This window comes from Geomonas sp. Red32 (assembly GCF_023652955.1).
Classification (GTDB): domain Bacteria; phylum Desulfobacterota; class Desulfuromonadia; order Geobacterales; family Geobacteraceae; genus Geomonas.
On sequence record NZ_JAKLOY010000010.1, the window covers coordinates 81,485 to 101,110 of the forward strand.

The following is a 19,626-nucleotide window of genomic DNA, read 5'->3' on the forward strand; positions in this document are numbered from 1 at the left end:
GCCATGAAAAAGATAGCCCCTTCCATTCTCTCGGCCGACTTCGCCCGCCTGGGCGAGGAGGTTGCCGCCATCGAGGCGGGTGGCGCCGATTACGTGCATGTCGACGTCATGGACGGCCACTTCGTCCCCAACATCACCATCGGGCCGCTGGTGGTCGACGCGGTGCGCAAGGTGACCAAGCTCCCGCTGGACGTCCACCTCATGATCTCCCAGCCGGACCTCTACATCGAGTCCTTCGCCAAGGCGGGCGCCGACATCATCGTGGTCCACGCCGAGGCGACCGTGCATCTCCACCGCACCGTGCAGCTGATCAAGTCCTTCGGGAAGCGGGCGGGGGTCTCCCTCAACCCGGCGACCCCGCTCTCCGCTCTCGATTACATCCTTGAGGACCTGGACCTGGTGCTCCTGATGACCGTCAACCCCGGCTTCGGCGGCCAGTCCTTTATCGAGAACTGCATCCCGAAGATCCAGACGCTCCGTGCCATGATGGACAAGCGGGGTGTGGAGGCCGAGCTGGAGGTGGACGGCGGGGTCAAGACCGACAACATCGCCCGCATCGCCCACGCCGGTGCCGACGTCTTCGTGGCCGGGAGCGCGGTCTTCAACAGCCCCGACTACGCCGCCACCATCGCCGAGCTGAAGAGGCGGGCCAAGGAGCCGGTTCTCTGATCCACGGGGGGGAAACCGCGCCGGGGGGCGCCATGGAAGAGATTCTCGCCATGAAGGAGAAGATCCGCTCCGTGCTGGCCGGACGGCAGCGGATTCCGATGGCACCGGGGCCGGTCCCCGCCGCCGTGCTGGTCCCCCTGTTCGAGAAAGACGGCGAGTTCCATCTCCTCTTCACCAAGCGAACTCCGCATCTCACCCACCATAGCGGCGAGATCTCCTTTCCCGGAGGCCGCTGCGATCCCGGCGATAAGGACAGTGCCGACACCGCGCTTCGCGAGGCCTGGGAAGAGGTCGGCATCCGTCCCGCCGACGTGGAGATCTTAGGCGAACTGGACGACTGCCATTCCATCCATAACTACATCGTTACCCCGGTAGTTGGAGTTTTCCCCTCCGGCTACCAGCTGACGGTCAACGATGCCGAGATCGAACGGCTAATCGTGGTGCCGTTGTCGCACCTCCGCAAGCCCGAGTACTTCCGGGCGGAGTGCTGGCCCTGGCGCGGCAAGCGGCATGCGGTCTACTTCTACCAGTACGGGGACGACGAGATCTGGGGACTGACGGCGAGGATACTGAAGCAGTTTCTGGATCTATTGGATGGCAGGGAGCCGGCCCTCGACATCGAGTGCAGCGAGCCCGACGAGTTCGAGGACCAACCGGCGGAGTAGAAAGTGCCGGGGCCTGACGTCCCCCCCCCTTTGCGAAGGGGGGACAGGGAGGATTTTAGCGCTGTCTGGTAGGGGGAGTTGTAGGTCGTGTTGAGGAACGAAACGCGATGGTTTCAGTTTCGCTGGCCCTGGTAATCGTTGCATTTCACGGTGAAGCTGTTCAACCTAACCTACCCTTGCATATCCCGGCCAGCGGACACCCTTCGCACAAAGGCTTTTTCCGGCAGTGCCGCTTGCAGTGCTCCACGATGAGCGCGTGGTACTCGTTGAAGAGGTACACCTGGTGCGGGAGGCTCCTCATGAACAGCGAGCGGACCTCCTCATAATCCGCCGTCTCCTCCACCACGCCGAGCCTCGAGAAGACCCGCTTCGTGTAGGCGTCCACCACGAAGGACGGCTTCTCTCCCGCGTAAAGAAGAATCGAATCGCAGGTTTCCCTGCCGATACCCCTCACCGCGAGCAACTCCTCCCGCAAAAGCTCCCAGTCCCCCTCGAACATCTTCTCCAGGGTCCCGTAGCGTCCGATGATCCAGACGACGAGCTCCTTCAGCCGCACGCTCTTCACGTTGAAGAAGCCGGAGGGGCGGATCAGATCGGCGAGCCGCTCGTGGTCGATCCCGGCGATCGCCTCCAGCGAGAGGACGCCTTCGTGCTTGAGGTTGAAGATGGCTTTCTCGACGTTTCCCCAGTTGGTGTTCTGGGTGAGGACCGCGCCGGCACAGACCTCGAAGGGGGTGTCGGCGGGCCACCAGTCGAGCGGTCCGTAGGCTTTCAGGAGGAGGTCGAAGACCTCCATGAGAAGGGCTGGTTGAGCGGGGTACTGCCGGGACATCGTTTTCAGTCGAGCTTCTCCAGGTCGTCGGCCATGAACTCGCGGGAGTAGCGGACATAGTTGCCGGCCGAACGGGAGAGCCAGGCGATCTCTTCCGGGGTGAGGTCGCGCTTGTACTTGGCAGGGGCTCCCACCCAGAGGGTGTGCGGCGGAACGACGGTCCCCTCGGTCACCAGCGCGCGGGCCCCGATGAGGGCGCCTCTGCCGATCACCGCCTTGTCCATGATCATCGCCTGCATCCCGACGAAGGCGCCGTCCTCGATGGTGCAGCCGTGCAGGGTGACGCTATGCCCGATGGTCACGTCGTTGCCGATCACGAGCGGCGCGCCCGGATCGTCGGCGTGCTTCTTGTGGGTCACGTGGAGCATGGAAAGATCCTGGACGTTGGTCCGGTCGCCGATGCGGATGAAGTTCACGTCCCCGCGCAAGACGCAGTTGTACCAGATGCTCGATTCCTTGCCGATGGAGACCTCGCCGATGACGACCGCCCCTTCGGCGACGAAGGCGGTTTCGTCTATCTGGGGCTTCATCCCCTTGAACGAACGGATCATGCGTTTCAACTCCTATGCTCACCCTCCCCTTCAAGGGGAGGGCCGGGGTGAGGATGGGGTAAGATCGTGCGGCTAATCCCGGGGAATGGCCAGCATCCGGTCCAGCGCCCGCTTGGCGGGAACCCTGATCTCCTCGGGGACTTTCACCACCGGCTGCATGGTCTGGAGGGCGTCCAGGATATCTTCCAGGGAGGTGAGCTTCATGTTCGGGCAGATCAGCGCCGGGGAGGCCAGGATGAACTCCTTGTCCGGGTTGTCGATCCTGAGCCGGTAGAGAATCCCGGCCTCGGTCCCGATGATGAAGCGCTGGGCGCTGCTCTTCTTGCAGTAGTCGTACATCCCGGTGGTGGAGCAGACGTGGTCGGCAAGCGCGACCACGGCGGGGTTGCACTCGGGGTGGCAGATGAAGAGGGCGTCGGGGTTGTTCTTCTTGAGTTCCTTGACCACCTCGGGTTTGAGCCGCTCGTGGGTGGGGCAGTACCCTTCCCAGAGGTGGAACTTCTTGTCGATGAAGCCGGAGACGAATCCTCCGAGGTTCTTGTCGGGGGCGAAGATCAGTTCGCCCTCGGAAAGCGAGCGGACCACCTTCACCGCGTTTGCCGAGGTGCAGCAGATGTCGCTTTCGGCCTTCACCGCCGCGGACGAGTTCACGTAGGTGACCACCGGGACGCCCGGAAGCTTCGCCTTCAGCACCTTGAGCTCCTCCACCGATACCATGTCGGCCATCGGGCAGCCGGCGTCCAGCCGGGGGAGGAGCACGGTCTTGTGGGGCGAGAGGATGGAGGCCGACTCGGCCATGAAGTGGACTCCGCAAAAGACGATGACGTCGGCGTCGGTCTTGGCTGCCTCGATGGAGAGTCCCAGGGAGTCGCCGGTGATGTCGGCGATTTCCTGTACCTCGTCCCGCATGTAATTATGGGCCAGGAGCACGGCGTTGCGCTCCTTGAGTAGCTGTCTGATTTCGGATTTGATGGACTGCTGCGTCATGTCTGTCACCGCCAGAGACTGCTGTTCTTGAGGAGTAATAGGGGTAATCGGACCGATAGTAGACAATGTTTACAATCATGTCAAACCCTTTGAGCCGTAATGTATGCAAGCTTGACACCGTTCGGCAAAACCTCTATTATTTCTGTAAAATTTTTTCATCCTGGGCGGCTTTGCAAGGATGACAGCGAGGTAGAGAGTATGTTCGGAATCGGCATGCCTGAACTAATCATCATCATGGTCATCGCACTCATTGTGCTGGGCCCGCAGAAACTACCCGATCTGGCCAAATCGCTCGGGAAGGGGCTTGCCGAGTTCAAGAAGGCGACCGACGACTTCAAGCACAGCATCGACGCCGAGGCGAGAAGCGCGGAGGAGAAGGAGCAGCAGGCGGCGCTGGCCGAGTCCAAGGCCCAGGCCGAGAAGGAGAAGATGGAGATGGCCGAGCGGGCCGCCGACGGGAAGGAGCCGGAGCCGGTCAAGACCGAGGCCGGGGCCGAGAAGAAGAGCGTCTGAGGGCGCGGCGTGAGATTGGCAACCAAGAGGCGGGTACTGACCCGCCTCTTTTATTTAGCGCACCCGCCGCCTTGACCGGCACCGCAGGTGCGGTACCGTTTTAGCAGCCCGTTTGGGCGGCTCCCCATTACTCCCGGCAGCACCGAGGCGAAGCTCATGGTCGATTGGCCCTGGAAGAAAACACCGAAGGTTCTGGAATACCGCGACAACGGCCAAGCGTTCGCCCAAGCCTGCAGCGAGGGATACCTCCCGCTGATAGGGGCGCTGATCCCGGCGCTGGTGGAGGAGGATGGCGGGCTCGGGCCGGACGGGGAGAGGACCTTCCGGATCAGGGTGGCGGATTCGGCGGGAGGAAAAAGCGTCTGGAGCTGCACGCTGAAGGAATCGCGGACCTTCCCTCTCGCCGGGGACTTCGTCGGCTTCCGGATCGTCACCATCGCCTCCGACCTGCCGGATGAGGCGAGCCTGATAGGATACATCGCGTGCAAGCTGCAGCCGGTCTTCGTGACGGGGAAAGGGTGGCGGGTGGCGGAGAGCTACACGCCGAAGAACATCAAGCAGGATATCCATCTTTGACGGGAGCCGCGGCTCTCGTGGCTCTCCGGCTGCGAGGGGGATGAACCGCAAACCCCGGAAAAACGGAAGGCCGCCTCTAAGGGCGGCCTTTTCGTTATTGATGGCTGTTGACGGACAGGCTCACTGGTCGGTGATCATGAGGTCAACCGGCAAAGGGTCGCTCTCCCAGGTCACCTGCGGATACAGTTTCTTGTCGAGCTTCAGGTAGGTCCCGTCCACCCCCGACTCAGCCCACCAGCACTCGTTTCCCTTGGTGGGGATCTTGTCGAAGAGGTAGAGATCGCCGTTTTTGTCTCTGGCCAGGTACATGGTCACTCCTTACGCTATGGTTCGTGATGATGGCCGGGAAGGGAACCCCTACTTGATGGAGCGCAGCTTCTCCTTGGCAACCTTGGCCTCGTCCGACTTCGGGAACTCTTCGATCAGCTTCCGGTAGACGTAGACTGCGCTCTTCGGGTCCCCCATCTCCTTGAAGGCCATCCCCTGTTTGAGCATGGCGGCGGGGACCTTGTCACGGTTGTCGGGGAAGTTGTTGATGACCTCCTGGAATTCCAGCACCGCCTGATCGTAGTTCTTATCGGAGTAGTAGGTCTCCCCGAGCCAGTAATGGGCATTGGCGGCCAGCCGGTGTTTCGGGTAGGTCTCCAGGAATTTCCCGAAGGACTCCCGTGCCTTGGCCACGTCCCCCCGCTTGTAGGCATCCTGGGCCTGCTGGTAGAGCCACTCCGGAGTCTGCTGGGCGAGCGCCGCCTTCTTCTGCTGGTCGGCCAAACCCGCCTCCAGCTTGGCCATGCGGTCCTCGAGGGCGGCCAGCCGCTTGTTGAGGTCGTCCTTCAAAAGAGCGATGTCGTCGGCGGGCTTTTGGGCCAGGATGCGGACGTCGTCGATCTTGCCGGTCAAGACCTGCATGTCGACCCGGGAGCTGTCCAGGGTTGCCTGCAGGTCCGCGGCGCTCTTTCTGATGGTCTCCATGTCCTTCTGGTAGCCTCCCACGTCCTTTTGCAGGGTCTCCAGCGATTTGCGGTTGGCGGCCAGCGACTTCTCGATCCCTTCCTTAACATCGCCGCGTACCTCGTTGAGCCCCTTTTCCATGGCGAAGATGCGGTTCTTCATCTCGTCGTTGTCCCGGCGCATGACGTCGACGTCTGCCTTGGAGGCGCAACCGAACAGGGCGAGTGCGATGAGCGAGGTTCCTGCTACCCTCAGTGCTTGCATGGGTGGATCTCCTTGAACGTATATCGGCGCCAAGAAAAAGGGAGCCGGTCGGCTCCCTTTCCCAGCGGCATCTGCCTTACTTGGCTATGACGAAATCGTCTCTTCTGTTCTTGGACCAGGCGGCCTCGTCGTGCCCCTGGTCTACCGGCTTCTCCTCGCCGTAGCTGATGACCGAGATGCGGTCGGGGGCGATCCCGAGGTTCACCAGGTAATCCTTGGCGGACTTGGCGCGCCGCTCGCCGAGGGCCATGTTGTACTCGTCGGAGCCGCGTTCGTCGCAGTTACCCTCGATCCTGATCTTCATGCCGGGGCTCATTTTGAGGACCTCGGCGTTTTTGGAGAGGGCGTCGCGGGTCTCGGCGGAGAGTTCGGAGGAGTCGAAGGCAAAGTAGACGGTCTTCAGGTCCATCCGCATCTCACCGGCGGCTTCCCCGGCGGGTGCCTGCTCCCGGGCGCCTGCCTTCGGTGCCTCGCTGCTGACCGGGGCCTCGGCCGCAGGGGTCTCGGCGACCTGCGGGGCCGGCTCCGGCGGCCTGGGGGCAGGCTTCACCTGTTCGGCAGCCTTCGGCTGCTCGGCCGGTGCCGGGGTTACGGGTGCCGCCTGGGCCGCGGGTGCGGTCTCCTCAGGCTTGACGACCTCTTTTTTGGCGCATCCACCGCACAGAAGGGCGCCGACGAAGACGAAAACGATGGTCCCGGTGATCCTGTTGCGCATTGCCCACTCCTTTTAGATGAATTAGATAGGTGCTGACCGTGGTGGTCTTCACGGAAAACGATACTGAATTATAGCCATCTTTGCGCTTTAATCAACGCCAATTTAATGTCAAATCACCACCCGTTGGACCAGGTGGGGTGGGAGTCCGGCCCGCGTCCGCGGGAGATGCGGGTCTGGGCGCTGCCGTCGGCCCGCATGAGGTAGATGGCCTCGGCGCCGTTCCTGGTGGAGCTGAAGACGATGAAGCGGCCGTCGGGCGACCAGCGGGGATGCTCGTTGCTTCCGGAGGTCGTGAGCTGGGTGTCCTGGGTGCCGTCCGGGTTGATGGCGAAGATCTGGAATCCCCCCGGGACCTGGCGGGCATAGGCGATCCGGTCCCCCTTGGGAGACCAGCGCGGCGTCACGTTGTAGGACCCCTCGGTGGTGAGCCTCCTCACGTTGCCGCCGTCGGAATCCATGATGAAGAGCTGCGGTTTCCCGAGGCGGTCGGATACGAAGACGAGCCTTTTGCCATCCGGCGACCAGGCCGGCGAGACGTCGATGGCGGGGGTGCGGGTCAGGCGGGCGAGCTCCCTGCCGTCACGGCTGATCAGGTAGATCTCGGCGTTCCCATCCTTGCTCATCACCTCGGCGATCTTGCTTCCGTCCGGGGAAAAGGTCCCCTGGGCGTTGATCCCGGGGCGGGCGGATATCCTCGCTTCGGCGCCGGTGTAGATCTCCCTCCGGTAGAGGTCGGGGTTCCCCTTCTTGTAGGAGGTGTAGACGATCTCGCGGCCGGAAGGGGAGAAGTCGGGATTGATGTTGATGGAGCCGTTGTTGGTGAGGCGCTGCGGGTGGAATCCGTCGTAATCCATCACGAAGATCTCCTTGTTGCCGGAGACCTTGGTGGCGTAGGCGATCTTGCCGGTGAAGGGCCCCTTCTGCCCGGTCAGCACCCGGAGGACCTCGTCGGAAAAGGCGTGTCCCATCCGGCGGAGCTCCTTGATAGAGCCGCTGTAGCGCTTGGCGGTCAGTTCCCGGTTGAGGACCTGGTCGAACAGGCGGCATTCGATGACGAGCGAGTTGCCGTTGACGGCGTAGGCGCTTTTGAGCAGCAGCGGTGCGCCCGGGGCGGCCTGACCGGCGGTGGTGACGTCGAAGAGCCCGGCCAGCCCGAGGTCGAGGCTGAAGAGCTCCGACAGCTCCTTGGCCACCTCCGGGGAGGCGGGGCCGGAGAGGGTGGTGGAGGGGGCCAGCACCAGCTGGGGTTTCCCCGATACCGGGGCGGCGATGTCGAGGTAGGTCTGCCCGCTGCAAAGGCCGGGGAGCAGGAGAAGGATCGATATCAGCAGAAGCTTCTTGATCATTTGGCTGTAACCTCTTCGGGCCGGAAACGGAGCTCGTACCTGAACTGCCCGCTGGGGGGGGGCTTGAGCGATCTTCCGGCCAGGGTGACCGCGCGGGTGACGGCGTCGTCGAAGACCCGGTCGCCCGAGGGCTTGGTCACCCGGAATTCGGCGACCTTTCCGTCGGCGCCGATGGTGATGATGGCGATCAAAAGCGGCGATCTGGTCTCCTTGGCCATCTCCCTGGTGAGCGCGTCCTTGAGGCGCGACTGGATGTAGGAGGCGTAGTCGCTCCCGGCCTGGGTCCCGCGGGCACCCGGCATGCCGGTCCTGGCGGTCTTCCTCAGCCGGGCCATCACCTCGGCCTGGCGGCGGTCCTCGGCCTGGCGCTCGAGCTTCGCGATCCGGTCGTTGAACGCGCGGGCGTCCTCCTGGGTCTCGCCGGGAGCCGTCTGCTGCGGTTTCGCATTGGCGCTCGGGGCCGCCGTTTTTCCTTTGGACGTGGGAGTTGGCTTACTGGCCGGAAGGGCCATGGCCGCCGGGGGGGGCTTGGGCGCGGCGGGAGCCGGCGGGGCCGGGGTCCTGGGAGCCTCGGGCGTGGCCGGAGCCGGCATCCCGCTTTGCGGCGAGGCTACCGGCAGGGTGACCATGTCTACGTAGGTGACCGGCTGCTCCTGGGGCTGAAAGATGGGAAGCAGGTCGCCGAAGAGCATCAGGAGACCGACGGCCAGGTGGAGCACGAAGGAGATGGCGAACATCCCTCCGGGGCCGGGGTATCGGTTTGGGAACCGCTGTGTCATCGCAGCTCGGGGGACTCCGTTACCATGCCGAGCCGCTCGACACCCGCTCCCTTGATCTGGGCCATGACCCGCACCACTTCGCCGTAGGGAACGGCCTGATCGGCCTTCAGGAAGACCTCGCGCTTCTCGCGGCCGGCGAGCATGGTGTTCAGCTTATCCTTGAGCTGCTCCACGTCGACGGCGTTGCTGTTGATGAAGGTCCTGCCGGTCTTCTCGATCGAGACGACGATGGTGTCTTCCTTGGGGGCGAGCGACTTGGTCTCCGCCTTCGGGAGGTTCACCTGAACGCCCTGCTGCATCATGGGCGCGGTGACCATGAAGATCACGAGCAGCACCAGCATGACGTCGACCAGCGGGGTGACGTTGATCTGGGACATGGTGCTGCGGTTGTCGTTTCTGTTGCCGAACTCCATGGATTATCTCCCCGCGAAGTTACGCTGAACGATGTTGAGGAATTCGGTGGAGAAGCTGTCCATCTCCGAGATCAGCACCCTGATCCGCTGCTGGAAATGGTTGTACCCCATGACAGCCGGGATGGCGGCCACCAGGCCGATGGCGGTGGCGATGAGCGCCTCGGCGATGCCCGGGGCAACGACCGCCAGCGAGGCGGAGCCGGACTGGCCGATGTTCTGGAAGGCGGACATGATCCCCCAGACGGTGCCGAACAGGCCGATGAAGGGGGCGGTGGAGCCGGTGGTGGCCAGGAAGGTCAGGTACTTTTCCAGCCGGGTGATCTCGGAGGTGGTGGCACGGCGAAGGGCGCGGGAGATGTTGTCGATCCCCCCCAGGTCGGTGCTGATCACGTTGGGATCGGCCTTTTGCTCAACTTTTTCCTGGAGCCTTCTCAGCTCGGCATACCCTTCCTTGAAAAGGACGGTGAGCGGTGAGTTTTCGAAGCGGTCCAGCTGTGATCCGATGGTGTCGAAGCGCTTGGACTTATAGAAGAACTCCATGAAACGTTCGCTGGCACCGTTGGCGCGGTAGATCTGCAGAAGTTTGTAAAAGATGATACCCCAGGAGACCACGGAGAAGTACAGCAGCACGATCAGGACGAGTTTTACGACCAGGCCGGTCGAGGCAAGCATACCCAAGGAAGGATACCTCCGCTGAAGTTATTGGTTAACGAGGAAAAATATGCCTTACCACCGTTGAAGTCAACAGGAAAGCTCTGCGAGCGTCGCCGGGGATCAGTAACAATCGGGGCGGCGGTCCCTGAAGCAGGTGATGCTCTGGCGCCAGGCGGCCACTTCGGCCGGGTCGAGGGTCGCGACCGCCTCGCCGCAGTCGTACCCGGCATCGGCCAGGATCTCTCCCTTCGGTCCGAAGATCAGGCTCCGCCCGAAGAAGTCGAGCTTGCCGACCACCCCGCAGGCGTTGGCGGAAAGGACGAAGAGCTGGTTTTCGATGGCGCGGGCCTTGAGAAGCGTGAACCAGTGCTCCTCGCGCGGCTTGGGCCACTCGCCGGGGACCACGATCATGTCGGCGTCCGCGAGGGCGAGCTTGCGGGAGAGCTCCGGGAACCTCAGGTCGTAGCAGATGATCACCCCGACCTTGCCGACGCTGGTATCGGCCACCAGCACCGAATCACCGGCATCCAGGGAGCGGTCCTCCCCCATCAGGGAGAAGAGGTGGAGCTTACGGTAGCTTCCCGCCAGGCGGCCGCGGTCGGCCACGTAGGCGGTGTTGTAGACCTTGTCGCCGTGCGGCTCCGGCAGGCTCCCCACGATGACCATGGAGAGCTCGCGGGAGAGCTCCTCCAGCCGGGAGACCAGCTCGGGGGTGCGCCGGGCCAGCGCGTTCAGCTCGCGGTAGGCGAAGCCGCAGCTCCACATCTCCGGGAGGACGGCGAGCTCCACCCCCTGGGCGGCCAGGCGCCTGAGTGCTCCGGTGGCCTGGGTGACGTTGGCGTCGATGTCGCCCAGTGCGATGGTGAACTGTACCACGCCGGCCTTGATCGCTTTTTCCATGATCCCTCCGATCGGGCGTTGATGGATTCGAACGCAAGTCGGCAGTGTAATATACTGCCGGACGGTATTTCAAGAGAGATATGCGGCGCTTAGCCGCTTTTAGGTGACAGCGGAGCGCCCTATCTGCTAGAAATGAGGGGTGCTCCCGCCGGGAAAGGCTGTCTTTGGCGGGAAAGGAGCGATTTTTACCGTCATGCTAACCGGCATCTATCTCCATTATCCGTTCTGCGTCCGGAAGTGCCTCTACTGCGACTTCGCCTCCACCGCCTCTTCGCCGGTCTCTCCCGAGGCCTACGTGAGGGGGGTGCTCGCCGAGATGGAGCTTAGGCGGCGCACGCTCCGCGGCCCGGTGCGGGCTCCCACCCTCTACCTGGGGGGAGGGACCCCGTCGCTGATGGGGCCGGAGCCGGTCGCGGCGCTGGTGGAAGCTGTCGAACGGCTCTTCGGCCTGGAGCCGGGTGCCGAGGTCACCATCGAGGCCAACCCCGGCACCCTGACCCCGGCAAAGCTCTCCGGCTACCTGGCGGCAGGCGTCAACCGGCTCTCCCTCGGGGTGCAGTCCTTCGACGACCGTTACCTGAAGAAGCTCGGCAGGATCCACACCGCCGCCGACGCGGTGGAGGGGTTCGAGGCGGCGCGGCGGGCGGGGTTTGCCAACCTGAGCATCGACCTCATGCATGGGCTCCCCGGCCAGAGCCTGGAGGAGTGGCGCTCCACCCTCGAGCGGGCCATCGCCCTCGCCCCCGAGCACATCTCCGCCTACGGTCTCTCCGTCGAGGAGGGAACCCCGTTTGCCGCCCTGAAGGAGGCGGGGGCGCTCCCGCTGCCGGAAGAGGAGACCGCCGCCGCCATGTTCGAGGAGACGGTTTGCAGGCTCGCCGAGGCGGGGTACCGTCACTACGAGATCTCCAACTTCGCCCGCCCAGGCTATGCCTCCCGGCATAACGGCGCCTACTGGCGGCGGGAGAGCTACCTCGGTTTCGGGGGCGGGGCACACTCCTTCCTCAATCCGCGTCTTTTTCGCGGCCAGGGGGGGCTTTCCTCCTCGGTGGAGGGAGGGGGCGAAGGGGAGTGGGGGCGGCGGTGGAACAATACCCCCGATCTCCCCGCCTACCTCGAATCGGTGGCCGCCGGTTCCCTTCCCGAGGAGGAGATCGAACTGCTGACCTTGGACGATGCCGTTTCCGAGGCCTTCTTCCTCGGGCTGCGGGAGCTGGACGGCATCGACCTGGCCGAGTTCCGGACCCTCTACGGGGAGAACCCCCTGGAGCGGCACCTTGCGGAGGTGGCTCGACTGGAGGGGGCCGGTCTTCTCTTGCGCGAGGGCGAGCGTGTCCGCCTCTCCCCATCCACGGTGCTGATCGCCAACTCCGTCTTCGCCCGTTTTCTCTAGCAGGTTCCCCCCTTGACAAAGCCCAACCCCGTTGCTACCTTAAGCTCGTTAGCACTCGATCAGTCGGAGTGCTAATCTGCATTGTGGGGTGCTCAAAATGGCAGATCAGCTTTCGGATCGTGGCAAAAGGATATTAGAGGCGGTAATCGAGGATTATATCGCGACCGCCGAGCCCGTTGGAAGCAGGACCATCACGCGCAGCCATGCCCTGGCCCTTTCGCCCGCCACCGTGCGGAACGTGATGTCGGACCTCGAGGAGATGGGCCTGCTCGCCTCTCCTCACACCTCGGCCGGCCGGATCCCCACCGAAAAGGCCTACCGGCTGTACGTCAACTCGATCCTCGAGGTGAAGAACATCACCCGGGACAAGAAGGACGAGATCCGCCGCCGCTGCCAGATGGCCGGCAAGGATCCCGCCCAGGTGCTCAAGGAAACCAGCCGTCTCCTCTCCACCACCTCGAGCTACATGGGGGTGGTGATGGCGCCGCGCCCGGCTTCCAGCGTGTTTCACCAGATCGAGTTCGTGAAGCTCCCCGGGAAGCGGGTGCTGGCCATCCTGATCTCGAAAAACGGGACCGTGCAAAACCGGCTGGTCCAGGTCGATGAGGACATCCGCCAGGAAGACCTGGTCCGCATGGCCAACTACCTGACCGACCAGCTGCAGGGGCTCACCATCGCCCAGGTGCGCGAGCGCATCCTCAACGAGATGAACAGCGAGAAGGTCCGTTACGACTCGCTGATGGCGAGGGCACTGGCCCTCTCGGAGCAGACCATCAACACCGGCAACCCCGAGCTCTTCCTGGAAGGACAGGCCAACATCCTCGACCAGCCGGAGTTCTCCGACGCCGGCCGGATGCGCGAGATCTTCCGGGCCTTCGAGAAGAAGAGCCTGCTCCTCGACCTCTTCGACCGCGCCATGCAGGCGGACGGGGTGCAGATTTTCATTGGCTCGGAATCCCATCTCCTCAAGATGGAAGGGATGAGCCTCATCACCTCCACCTACATGACCGGCAAGGACACCGTCGGCGTCCTGGGGGTGATCGGTCCCACGCGGATGGGGTACGGAAGGGTGATACCGATAGTCGATTACACGGCCAAATTGATAAGCCGCCTGCTGGAGACCGAGTAGGCCGGAAAAAGGAGAGGGATAAGGATGGAGAAGAAAAAACATTCGCATCAGCACGAGCATAAGACGGAGGAGCAGGCCCCCCAGGCGGAGACCGCTGCCGTGAGCGATACGGACCGCATCAAGGAGCTCGAGGAGTCGGTAGCCGCCAAGACGCTGGAAGCCGCCAACAACTGGGACAAGTACCTGCGCGAGCGTGCCGACCTGGAGAACTACCGCAAACGGGTGCAAAAGGAGAAGGAGGAGATCCTCAAGTACGGCAACGAGAACTTCATCCTGGAGATCCTGCCGGCCCTTGACAACCTGGAGCGCGCCGTCTCCCACGCCGAGGACGATTCCTCCGCGGTCATCCAGGGGGTGAAGATCACCCTCTCGATGTTCGTCTCCACCCTCAAGAAGTTCGGGGTGACCGCCATCGAAACCCCTGCCGGGACACCGTTCGATCCTGCCTTCCACCAGGCCATGAGCCAGGTGGAGACCGCCGGCCAGGCACCGAACACGGTGGTGACCGAGCTGCAGAAGGGATACCTTTTGAACGACCGGCTGCTTCGTCCGGCCATGGTGACCGTGGCGGTGGCTCCCAAGGGGTGATTCCCGGCCCGATGACGGCTATGCGTCCCTTCCCCTTCAAGGGGAAGAATGTTACCAATCCGATAAAAAATTTTGGTCCCCCCTTGTAAATCAAAAGGGGGATGACTAGCTTTCAGTTACAGTTACCATACAGGAGGCACGACATGAGTAGAGTAATAGGAATCGACCTCGGGACCACCAACTCCTGCGTCGCAGTGATGGAGAGTGGTGAGCCGGTCGTCATAGCCAACGCCGAAGGGAGCCGCACCACCCCTTCCATGGTGGCCTTCGCCGAGAGCGGCGAGCGGCTGGTGGGTCAGCAGGCTAAGCGCCAGGCGGTCACCAACCCCGAGAACACCCTTTACGCGATCAAGCGTCTGATCGGCCGCAAGTTCGAGACCGACGCCGTTAAAAAAGATATCGCCATCTCCCCCTTCCAGATCGTGAAGGCCGACAACGGCGACGCCTGGGTCGAAGTCCGCGGGCAGAAATACTCGCCGCCCGAGATCTCCGCCATGGTGCTTCAGAAGATGAAGAAGACCGCCGAGGATTACCTGGGCGAGGCCGTGACCGACGCCGTCATCACCGTTCCGGCCTACTTCGACGACTCCCAGCGCCAGGCCACCAAGGACGCCGGCAAGATCGCCGGTCTCAACGTGCTGAGGATCATCAACGAGCCGACCGCGGCCGCCCTGGCCTACGGCCTCGACAAGAAGAAGGACGAGAAGATCGCCGTCTTCGACTTGGGCGGCGGCACCTTCGATATCTCCATCCTGGAGCTCGGCGAAGGGGTCTTCGAGGTGAAGTCCACCAACGGCGACACCTTCCTCGGTGGCGAGGACTTCGACCAGAAGGTGATCGACTGGATCGCCGACGAGTTCAAGAAGGACCAGGGGATCGACCTCCGCGGCGACAAGATGGCCCTCCAGAGGCTGAAAGAGGCCGCCGAGAAGGCCAAGTGCGAGCTCTCCACCTCGCTGGAGACCGACATCAACCTCCCGTTCATCACCGCCGACGCCTCCGGTCCCAAGCACCTGACCATGAAGCTTAGCCGTGCCAAGCTCGAGTCCATCTGCGCCGAGCTGATCGACAACCTGGAAGGCCCCTGCCGCACCGCACTCAAGGACGCCGGCCTCTCCCCGTCCGACATCGACGAGGTGATCCTGGTGGGCGGCATGACCCGCATGCCGATCGTCCAGAAGAAGGTGCAGGACATCTTCGGCAAGGTCCCCAACCGCGGCGTCAACCCGGACGAGGTGGTCGCCATCGGCGCTGCCATCCAGGGTGGCGTGCTGCGCGGCGACGTTAAGGACGTGCTCCTGCTCGACGTCACCCCGCTCTCCCTCGGCATCGAAACTCTGGGCGGCGTGCTGACCAAGCTGATCGAAAAGAACTCCACCATCCCGTGCCGCAAGTCGCAGGTCTTCTCCACCGCGGCCGACAATCAGCCGGCGGTCAGCATCCACGTCCTCCAGGGCGAGCGCGAGATGGCGGCCGACAACAAGACGCTCGGCAACTTCGAGCTCTCCGGGATTCCGCCGGCACCGCGCGGGGTACCGCAGATCGAGGTCACCTTCGACATCGACGCCAACGGCATCGTGCACGTCTCCGCCAAGGACCTCGGTACCGGCAAGGAGCAGTCCATCCGGATCACCGCCTCCTCTGGCCTCTCCAAGGAAGAGGTCGACAAGATGGTCCGCGAGGCCGAGGCGCACGCCGCCGACGACAAGAAGAAGCGCGAGCTGATCGAGGCCAAGAACCAGGGGGACAACCTGGTCTACTCCACCGAGAAATCGCTCAAGGAGTACGGCGACAAGATCGACGCCGCCGAGCGCCAGAAGATCGAAGACGGCGTGACCGAACTCAAGAAGGCCCTGGAAGGTGGCGACCTCGACACCATCAAGAAGGCGAGCGATAACCTCATGCAGGCTTCCCACAAGCTGGCCGAAGCGGTCTACGCCAAGGCCCAGGCTGCGGGGGGCGAGCAGGCGGGCGCCGAGCCCCACGGCGAGGCCGATGCCGGCGCCGCCAAGGGCGAGAAAGTGGTCGACGCCGACTTCGAAGAGGTCAAGGACGACAAGAAGTAGTTGCATCCGGGTCCACTTTGATGGATGATGACGCAATAAATTAACGAAACGCACGACGGGCAGCGTCTCATGAGAGACGCTGCTCTTTGTGTTACGAGGGTAGACTTGGCAAACGGCGAAAAACAGGATTACTACGAGCAGCTCGAGGTCAACCGGAACGCCTCCGAGACCGAGATCAAGAAGGCGTACCGGCGGCTGGCCCTGAAGTTCCACCCGGACAAGAATCAGGGGGACAAGGCGGCGGAGGACAAGTTCAAGGAGATCTCCGAGGCCTACGAGGTCCTTTCCGATGCGGAGAAGCGGGCGCGCTACGACCAGTTCGGCCATGCCGGCGTGAACGGCGGCGGCTTCTCCTCGGCAGGTTTTGGGGCCGGTTCGCCTTTCGGCGACATCTTCGGGGATATCTTCGGCGACATCTTCGGCGGCGGCCGCCAGCGGACCAGCCGGGGCAAGCGGGGCGACGATCTCCAGTACAACATGGAGATCAGCTTCGAGGAGGCTGCCTTCGGGGTCGAGAAGAAGATCGACATCCCCTACGCCAAGCGCTGCGAGGCCTGCGGCGGCTCCGGTGCCAAGGCGGGGACCCAGCCGAAGACCTGTCCGACCTGCCAGGGGGCGGGGCAGATGCGCTTCCAGCAGGGATTCTTCTCAGTCTCCAAGACCTGCTCGCACTGCAACGGCGAGGGAAGGGTGGTGGAGCATCCCTGCCCGACCTGCCGCGGCAACGGTACCGTCCGGGACAAGAAGACCATCTCGGTGAAAGTCCCCGCCGGGGTCGAGACCGGCATCCGGCTGAAACTCTCCGGCGAGGGTGGACAGGGGACCAAGGGGGGACCCAACGGCGACCTCTTCGTGGCGCTTAGCGTCAAGGAGCACCCGATCTTCCGCCGCGAGGACAACGACGTCATCTGCGAGATCCCCATCAGCTTCACCCAGGCGGCGCTCGGCTGCGAGATCGAAGTGCCGACCCTGGACGGCAAGATCTCCATGAAGGTCCCGGAAGGGACCCAGTCCGGCGCCGTCTTCCGGATGCGCGGCAAGGGGATCCCCGCCCTGCAGGGGTACGGCCGCGGCGATCACCTGGTGGTCGCCAAGGTGGAGACCCCGACCAACCTCAACCGCCAGCAGCGCGAGCTCCTCGAGGAGTTGGCCCGCATCAGCGGCGAGGACGTCAACCCCATGAGGAAGAACTTCTTCTCCAAGGTCATGGACATCCTGAGCTAGGGGAAGGCCTTATACCCTCGCCCTTCCAGGGAGAGGGTCACCGAAGGGCGGGTGGGGGAGTTTGTCACTCTGGCAGCCCCCCTCCCTCGCCCCTCCCCCTCCCCGTTGAAGGAGAGGGATTGTGAAGTACCTCCCCCTCTTCCCAAAGAGAGGGGATTCGTGTTCACCTTCTGAAGGAGTTCACCTTGCAACGCCCGTTCTGTTTGAAAAAGCCGGCGGTCCTTTTGGCCGCCGCTGTCCTGCTGGTCCTCGTTTCTCTTACCTCCGCCTTCGCCTCGCAGATCGCCACCTATCCGCTGCTTCCAACCGGCTACAACTCCATCAGGGTCTTCGACAACCACGGCCGGTTCGTCGGGCGCATCCTTCCCACCCAGCGCTACTGGACGCCGATCGATCGGATCCCCGTCTTTCTGCGCAACGCCCTGGTGGCGGTGGAGGACTCCCGCTTCTACGAGCACAACGGCATCGATGTGCGGGGGATCGCGCGCGCCCTCATGAAGGACGTGGTGAAGGGGAGGATGGCCGAGGGGGGCTCGACCATCACCCAGCAGCTCATCAAGAACAAGTTCCTCTCCGGCGAGAAGACCTTCGACCGAAAGATCAAGGAGGCCCAGCTGGCTCTGGAGTTCGAGAAGAAGTACAGCAAGGACCAGATCCTCGAGATGTACTTCAACACGATCTACTTCGGCAACGGGGCGTGGGGGATCGCGCAGGCGGCGCGGCTGTACTTCGACAAGAACCCGGAGGAGCTGACCGAGTCGGAATGCTCGCTTCTTGCCGGGGTTCCCAAGAACCCGGGACGCTACAACCCGCTCGGCAAGTCGGCCGACGTCAACGCCCGCCGCAGCGTGGTCTTGAAGCGGATGGAAGATGTGAAATTCATCTCGACACGCCGGAAGCAGGAGATCGTCGCGCATCCGGCGGCGGTGATCAGATCGGCCCTCGCTCCCACCTACATGGGACACCTGCGCAACCAGCTGATCGAGCGCTATGGGCGCGGGATCGTGGACCAGGGGGGCCTGGACGTGATCTCGGCGATGGACCTGAACCTGCAGGTGGCGGCCGAGAAGGCCCTGACCGAGGGGGTGAAGAAGGTCAACCCGAAACTGCAGGGATCGCTACTCTGCATGGACCTCGCGACCGGTGACGTGCTGGCCGCGGTTGGCGGCGTCGATCTCTCCGTCAACGGCTACGACCGCGCCTTTGTGGCCAAGCGTCAGCCCGGTTCCTCCATCAAGCCGCTGATCTATGCGGACGCCCTGGAGAACGGCTTCACCGCCGGAACCATCATGAACGACGATCCGGTGACCTACAACTCGGGCAGCGGACAGGGGTGGAGGCCGACCAACTACGAGAAACATGCCTTCGGGTCGCTCTCGCTCCGGCAGGCGCTCGCGCACTCCAACAACGTGATCGCGGTCAAGCTTTTGGACTCCCTCGGCGTGCCGAAGTTCCTGGAATTTGCCCGGAGCAAAGGGCTGCCGCTGCAGAAGCAGGACCTCTCCCTGGCCCTGGGGACCGAAGAGGTGACCCTCAACGAGCTGGTGACCACCTATTCGGCGCTGGCCAACAGCGGGATGCGGAGCGAGTCGAGGACCATCGTCCGGATCTATGACCGCTACCGTAAGTCCTGGACGGAGTTCCCCTCCACGGTGACGCCGGTGATGGCGCCGGCCACGGCATACCTGACGACCCAGATCATGAAGGACGTGCTGACCTACGGCACCGCGAAGAACCTGAAGAAGTTCAGCCAGGCGCACCCGAGCGCAGGCAAGACCGGCACCACCGACGATTATCGCGATGCCTGGTTCGTGGGGTACACGCCGCAGATCATCACCGGGGTATGGGTCGGATACGACAAGCCGAAGCCGGGAGGGAGAGGATTCACCGGAGGGGGAATCTCGGCGCCCATCTGGGGCCGCTTCATGAGGACCGCGCTCGCCTCGCGTCCGCCGGTCGACTTCCCGAAGCCTGATAACGTGGTGACCGCCACCATCGACCCCACCACCGGCCAGCTGGCCACCCCGGCCTGCCCCACCAAGAAGGAGGAGTTCTACCTGACCGGGACCGAGCCGGTCGAGTATTGCGCGAAGCATGGCGGGGGGGGAGTGAAGCCGACGCAACCGGAGGAGCTTGCCCCTGCCGATCAGCAGGATAACGGTGGCCAGGGAGGCCAGGGCGCTCAGGACGGTGGCGAGCCGCTCTCGCTCACCGACCAGAACGGGAACACCCCCCAGTAAGGAAGGAAAGACGGGGCTACGGAGGCTCGGCCAAAAGCTGAAAGGCCCACTGCGTAGCCACGGAGACACGGAGAAAATCTGAGAAGGCTTAATGGGGAAACCCGGGACAGGGGTGCATACCGGTAGGGTAGGCACCCTGCGCCCGCGCGCCGGAAAGGCTTGGCGGGCAGA

21 protein-coding genes are annotated in these 19,626 nt (G+C 63.5%); 10 read left to right on the top strand and 11 right to left on the bottom strand.

Features of this window, described 5'->3' with window-relative positions; genetic code table 11:
• Window positions 1–3: 3 nt before the first annotated feature.
• Complete coding sequence (gene rpe, locus L4X63_RS20690) at window positions 4–669, top strand: ribulose-phosphate 3-epimerase (protein ID WP_250680563.1); 666 nt, start codon at window positions 4–6, stop codon at window positions 667–669.
• 32 nt (window positions 670–701) lie between these two features.
• A complete protein-coding gene (locus tag L4X63_RS20695; RefSeq protein ID WP_250680564.1) occupies window positions 702–1,334 on the top strand; it encodes an NUDIX hydrolase in 633 nt (210 codons plus the stop codon).
• A 160-nt stretch (window positions 1,335–1,494) separates the two neighbouring features.
• Here L4X63_RS20695 and L4X63_RS20700 read toward each other — a convergent pair whose 3' ends face one another.
• The 3 genes from L4X63_RS20700 to nadA form a co-directional block, all read right to left on the bottom strand.
• Window positions 1,495–2,166, bottom strand: coding sequence for an endonuclease III domain-containing protein (locus L4X63_RS20700; RefSeq protein WP_250680565.1), 672 nt, complete (start codon window positions 2,164–2,166; stop codon window positions 1,495–1,497).
• Window positions 2,167–2,171: 5 nt separating this feature from the next.
• On the bottom strand, window positions 2,172–2,717 hold the full coding sequence (locus L4X63_RS20705) for a gamma carbonic anhydrase family protein (RefSeq protein ID WP_250680566.1): 546 nt from the start codon (window positions 2,715–2,717) through the stop codon (window positions 2,172–2,174).
• A gap of 72 nt (window positions 2,718–2,789) precedes the next feature.
• Complete coding sequence (nadA, locus tag L4X63_RS20710) at window positions 2,790–3,704, bottom strand: quinolinate synthase NadA (protein WP_250680567.1); 915 nt, start codon at window positions 3,702–3,704, stop codon at window positions 2,790–2,792.
• Between the two features lie 213 nt (window positions 3,705–3,917).
• Here nadA and L4X63_RS20715 point away from each other — a divergent pair, with 213 nt between their 5' ends.
• Window positions 3,918–4,217, top strand: a complete 300-nt coding sequence (locus L4X63_RS20715) for a twin-arginine translocase TatA/TatE family subunit (RefSeq protein WP_502799933.1) — start codon at window positions 3,918–3,920, stop codon at window positions 4,215–4,217.
• A gap of 87 nt (window positions 4,218–4,304) precedes the next feature.
• Window positions 4,305–4,793, top strand: a complete 489-nt coding sequence (locus L4X63_RS20720; protein ID WP_250680569.1) for a hypothetical protein — start codon at window positions 4,305–4,307, stop codon at window positions 4,791–4,793.
• A gap of 120 nt (window positions 4,794–4,913) precedes the next feature.
• Here L4X63_RS20720 and L4X63_RS20725 read toward each other — a convergent pair whose 3' ends face one another.
• The 8 genes from L4X63_RS20725 to L4X63_RS20760 all read right to left on the bottom strand — a co-directional run bounded on the left by L4X63_RS20725 (window position 4,914) and on the right by L4X63_RS20760 (window position 10,815).
• Window positions 4,914–5,102 carry a hypothetical protein gene (locus L4X63_RS20725; RefSeq protein ID WP_250680570.1) on the bottom strand — a complete coding sequence of 63 codons (189 nt, stop codon included), beginning with the start codon at window positions 5,100–5,102 and terminating at the stop codon, window positions 4,914–4,916.
• 48 nt (window positions 5,103–5,150) lie between these two features.
• Window positions 5,151–6,008, bottom strand: coding sequence for a tol-pal system protein YbgF (gene ybgF / locus L4X63_RS20730; RefSeq protein ID WP_250680571.1), 858 nt, complete (start codon window positions 6,006–6,008; stop codon window positions 5,151–5,153).
• Window positions 6,009–6,084: 76 nt separating this feature from the next.
• Window positions 6,085–6,723 carry a peptidoglycan-associated lipoprotein Pal gene (gene pal / locus L4X63_RS20735; RefSeq protein ID WP_250680572.1) on the bottom strand — a complete coding sequence of 213 codons (639 nt, stop codon included), beginning with the start codon at window positions 6,721–6,723 and terminating at the stop codon, window positions 6,085–6,087.
• Window positions 6,724–6,836: 113 nt separating this feature from the next.
• The gene (tolB, locus tag L4X63_RS20740) at window positions 6,837–8,069 is read right to left on the bottom strand and encodes a Tol-Pal system beta propeller repeat protein TolB (RefSeq protein WP_250680573.1); all 1,233 of its coding nucleotides are present in this window, start codon (window positions 8,067–8,069) and stop codon (window positions 6,837–6,839) included.
• Window positions 8,066–8,806: a TonB family protein gene (locus L4X63_RS20745; RefSeq protein WP_250680574.1), complete on the bottom strand. Its 741-nt coding sequence runs from the start codon at window positions 8,804–8,806 to the stop codon at window positions 8,066–8,068. Before L4X63_RS20745 ends, tolB begins: the two co-directional genes overlap by 4 nt.
• Window positions 8,807–8,844: 38 nt before the next feature.
• Complete coding sequence (gene tolR, locus L4X63_RS20750) at window positions 8,845–9,261, bottom strand: protein TolR (RefSeq protein ID WP_250680575.1); 417 nt, start codon at window positions 9,259–9,261, stop codon at window positions 8,845–8,847.
• Between the two features lie 3 nt (window positions 9,262–9,264).
• Window positions 9,265–9,939 (bottom strand): protein TolQ, encoded by a 675-nt coding sequence (gene tolQ, locus L4X63_RS20755; protein ID WP_250680576.1) that lies wholly within the window; start codon window positions 9,937–9,939, stop codon window positions 9,265–9,267.
• A 96-nt stretch (window positions 9,940–10,035) separates the two neighbouring features.
• A complete protein-coding gene (locus L4X63_RS20760) occupies window positions 10,036–10,815 on the bottom strand; it encodes a carbon-nitrogen family hydrolase (RefSeq protein WP_250680577.1) in 780 nt (259 codons plus the stop codon).
• Between the two features lie 193 nt (window positions 10,816–11,008).
• Between L4X63_RS20760 and hemW the strand changes: the two genes are divergently transcribed.
• From hemW to L4X63_RS20790, 6 genes are all read left to right on the top strand, one after another.
• Window positions 11,009–12,208 carry a radical SAM family heme chaperone HemW gene (gene hemW / locus L4X63_RS20765; RefSeq protein WP_250680578.1) on the top strand — a complete coding sequence of 400 codons (1,200 nt, stop codon included), beginning with the start codon at window positions 11,009–11,011 and terminating at the stop codon, window positions 12,206–12,208.
• Window positions 12,209–12,305: 97 nt separating this feature from the next.
• Entirely contained in the window at window positions 12,306–13,337 is a 1,032-nt protein-coding gene (hrcA, locus tag L4X63_RS20770; protein WP_250680579.1) for a heat-inducible transcriptional repressor HrcA, read from the top strand.
• Window positions 13,338–13,361: 24 nt separating this feature from the next.
• Entirely contained in the window at window positions 13,362–13,925 is a 564-nt protein-coding gene (gene grpE, locus L4X63_RS20775; protein WP_250680580.1) for a nucleotide exchange factor GrpE, read from the top strand.
• 143 nt (window positions 13,926–14,068) lie between these two features.
• Window positions 14,069–15,991, top strand: coding sequence for a molecular chaperone DnaK (dnaK, locus tag L4X63_RS20780; protein WP_250680581.1), 1,923 nt, complete (start codon window positions 14,069–14,071; stop codon window positions 15,989–15,991).
• Between the two features lie 69 nt (window positions 15,992–16,060).
• Window positions 16,061–17,215, top strand: coding sequence for a molecular chaperone DnaJ (gene dnaJ / locus L4X63_RS20785; protein ID WP_250680582.1), 1,155 nt, complete (start codon window positions 16,061–16,063; stop codon window positions 17,213–17,215).
• A gap of 203 nt (window positions 17,216–17,418) precedes the next feature.
• Window positions 17,419–19,455 carry a penicillin-binding protein 1A gene (locus L4X63_RS20790; RefSeq protein ID WP_250680583.1) on the top strand — a complete coding sequence of 679 codons (2,037 nt, stop codon included), beginning with the start codon at window positions 17,419–17,421 and terminating at the stop codon, window positions 19,453–19,455.
• The last annotated feature ends 171 nt before the right edge of the window (window positions 19,456–19,626 follow it).